This window comes from bacterium, from assembly GCA_027622355.1.
In the GTDB taxonomy this organism is placed as follows: Bacteria; UBA8248; UBA8248; order UBA8248; family UBA8248; genus JAQBZT01.
Map to the genome: position 1 here is coordinate 1 of JAQBZT010000307.1, position 3,234 is coordinate 3,234.

Genomic DNA, 3,234 nt, shown 5'->3' on the forward strand with positions numbered 1-3,234 from the left:
ATCGATAAGCCCCGCAAACCGGGCGGCGCCCCATTTTTTCGTCGGCGCCCCCGCCCCCGGATGAATCCCGATCAGAATCCGGGAGGTGTCCACACCGTGGGATTGAAGCGAAATCTTCGCGCGGTTCCGCTCCGCCGATGAAACCGCGAGCTGCGGGTTGGCCGTCGCCATCGGGCCGAAGCCGGCCCGCTCGCGGAGGCCGAGGTTGCCCTCCACCTGGTGCCGGCCGGTCTCCTCATGGCCCTTGGCGTCGAGCCAGAACCCGAAGCCGGTGAGTTCCCGGCCGACCAGATAGCGCACCCCGGCGATCCGGGCCGCGAGGATGAGCTGAAAATCGCCCCGCAGATCGATCGCGATGTCGTAGGCGCCGCCCAACTCCCACCGCCGGCGAAGAAGCATCCAGGCCAGCGCGCAAGTGCTCCCCCAGCCGACGCGGCGCTTTTGGGAGCGCCGCAGCCATGCGGCGGAGAAGGGAAGCAGGTTCACTCCACGCGCCGCCCCCTCCTCATCTTGAAGCAGCGGCATCGCCTCCGGGGCCAGAAGAAAATCGATATGAGCATCGGGAAGCCGCTCCCGCAGCGCCCGGACGGCCGGAAGCGAGAAAACGACATCGCCCAGATGGTCGGGGCGCATTAAAAGAACGCGCCGGATCTCCGCCGGCCGCGTCCGCTTCCTCCGAAAGAGCAGATGGCCCACGGCGTCGAGGGCCGAAAAGATCAGGCGCGCCCATGCCCTTTTGTAGGCGTAGCGCTGCACGGGGACCTCGTCCTCGACTTCGGGCGGCGGGAGCGGCGCGCGCGGGAGATCGAGATCGAGGCTGAACTTCGGCGCATCGAGGGAATGCGTATCGAAGGACCCTTTTCTATCCGGGGAAGGGCCGCGCGGCAGTTTTTTCGGAGGAGAGTTGGTCATTGCTTTTTGGCCGAAGCCGATCGGGACCCGAGCGATAAGATGGCGGACACGGCGGAATGCCCCTCGGGGGATAATCCTCTTCCCCAATGGATGAGAATCATATACAGAACGCCTCCCCCGGCCAACCTTACGGCGAGCGGGGCAGGAAGCCAACCGAGGACCGCCCCGGCCGCCAGCGCCGCCAGGAATGCCCGGATTCCGGCGGAAAAGTCCGGAAACCCGAGCTCCCGGCGGAGGACGGCGCAGCTCACTGCCGCCAGGGCGCCCTCGGTGATGAAAGTCGCCCAAGCAGCCCCGACCGCCCCGAAGCGGGGGATCAGCGTCGCGTTGCCAGCCAGGTTCAGCCCCGCCAGCAGGAGCGCATAAAGGGTAAACCACCGCTCCCGCCCGATGGAAACGGCCGAGGTGGTCAAAATATAGAGGACAAAGTGAAAGACCACCCCCCCGGCCAGCACCCGGAGGACGGGGACCGAACCTTGGTAGCCCGCCCCATAAAGAAAGGAGATGACCTCGGCGGAGAGAAACAGCCCGCCCACAACAAACGGCAGACCCGCGGCCACGGCCAGAGAAACGGCCCCCCGGTAGATCTCCGCCGCCCGGTTCATGTCGCCGGCGCCCTTCACCCGGGCGAGAAGGGGGAGAAGGGTGGCGGTCATCGCCCCCGGAATGATGCCGAGCGAGCCGGTCAGCTTGTAGGCCGCCGCATACAAGCCGACGGAAACATCCGCCCCCAGCCACCGCAACATGAAGATGTCGCTGCTCGTGTAGGCGATGAGGCAAAGCTGCGCCACCCCCATTGGAAGCGCCATCGAGAGGAGGCGTTTTGAAAGCGCGTAGTCAAAGCGGAAGTCCGGCCGGATTTTGCGGAACGACAACCGGCCCATCCAAACGGCGCCCGGCAGGAGCGCCGCGGCCTGCACCCCGACGATCGCGGGCAGCGGCCACCGGCTCCACACCGCATACACCACGAGGGCCGCGGAGAGAGCCTCGCTCGCCGCCCCCCACCTGATCGGGACCCCCATCTCGAGGCTGGCTTCGAAGGGCGCGTCAAAGAGGGAGCGGAACGAGGCCACGCGGAACGAGACAAAGAGGATGGAGATGGCCACGATCGCCGTCCACCGGGTTTCGCCCCCGGGAAGGTAGAAGCCGGCGAAGAGAAAAGCGGCCAGCCAGCTCAGCGCCGCGAGCGCCCCTTTCAGGAAAAAAGCGCAGCCCATCAGGCGCGCGGGCGGGGTTTCTCCCTTGGAGAGCTCCCGCACCAAGATTGCGTAGACGCCCGCATCGGTGAAAACCGAGAAAATTTCGGCATAGGCAAAAACAAACGAATAGACGCCAAAGCCCCGTGCCCCCAACATGCGCGCCAGGACGATGATCACCCCGATGCGGATCAGGCGCTCGCTTGCCCTGCCGGCGAAGACCCAGCCCGAGTTCGCGGCGGCTTGCCGAAAGCGGCTCAAGAGACCGTCCCCTCTGTTTCGCTGGACTCTCCCTGGAGGATTCGTTCATAAATCGCATACGTCTCGCGGGCGATCATCTCCCAGGAGTAGCACTCCGCCACGCGCTTGATTCCCTTTGCGATGAGCGCCTCGCGGAATCCCGTATCCTCCTGGAGGCGCCGCAGCGAAGCGGCAAGCGCAGGCGCATTCTCCTCGGGAAACACCATCCCGCCATCTTCGATGACCCGCGGGATCTCCCCCGAATCCGAACCCACCGGAACCACCCCCGCACTCATCGCCTCGATGAGGACGTGGCCGAACTGTTCGGCCCACTGGGGCGTGGTCCGAGAGGGGAGAACAAGGACATCCATCTTCCGAAGAAAATCCGGAACGTCCAGGTGATCGACCCAACCGGCAAACTCTACCCGGTCAAAAATTCCCAGATCCGCCGCAAGCCCCTCCAGGCTCTTCTGCTCGGGACCATCCCCCACCAAAAGAAGCCGCCACTCGCCCCCGAGGGCGGCGCACGCCCGGAGAAGGAGATCGACGCCCTTTTCATGTACCAGGCGGCCGACAAAGCCGATAGTGAAACATTCGGGGCGCTCTCCCGGGCGGACGGTCCGGAATATCTCCGTATCCACACCAAACTGCGGCAGAAGCGCCACCTTCTCCGCATCGGCCCCCTGGCGCGAAAGCCGCCTGCGCACGGCCTCTCCCCCAGCAATGAAAAAATCCGCCCGGCGGAGAGACAACCGCTCGACCGCTTCGTAGTACCAGGGAAGGTTCAGATCCAGAAATTCCCATGAAAAAAGGACCAGCCGGGGGCGGGGACGAAAAAGTCTCTGAAAGCACACCGCCTGCAAAGCGGTGGCGCCCCAGGGCTCCT

General features: G+C 65.2%; 3 protein-coding genes. All 3 read right to left on the reverse strand.

Features of this window, described 5'->3' with window-relative positions:
* The coding region (locus O2807_13910; GenBank protein MDA1001596.1) for a hypothetical protein at positions 1–912 on the reverse strand (912 nt) is incomplete at its 3' end.
* A complete protein-coding gene (locus O2807_13915) occupies positions 909–2,369 on the reverse strand; it encodes a flippase (GenBank protein ID MDA1001597.1) in 1,461 nt (486 codons plus the stop codon). The genes O2807_13915 and O2807_13910, both read right to left, overlap by 4 nt.
* A partial coding sequence (locus O2807_13920; protein ID MDA1001598.1) for a glycosyltransferase occupies positions 2,366–3,234 on the reverse strand: 869 nt, incomplete at its 5' end. The genes O2807_13915 and O2807_13920, both read right to left, overlap by 4 nt.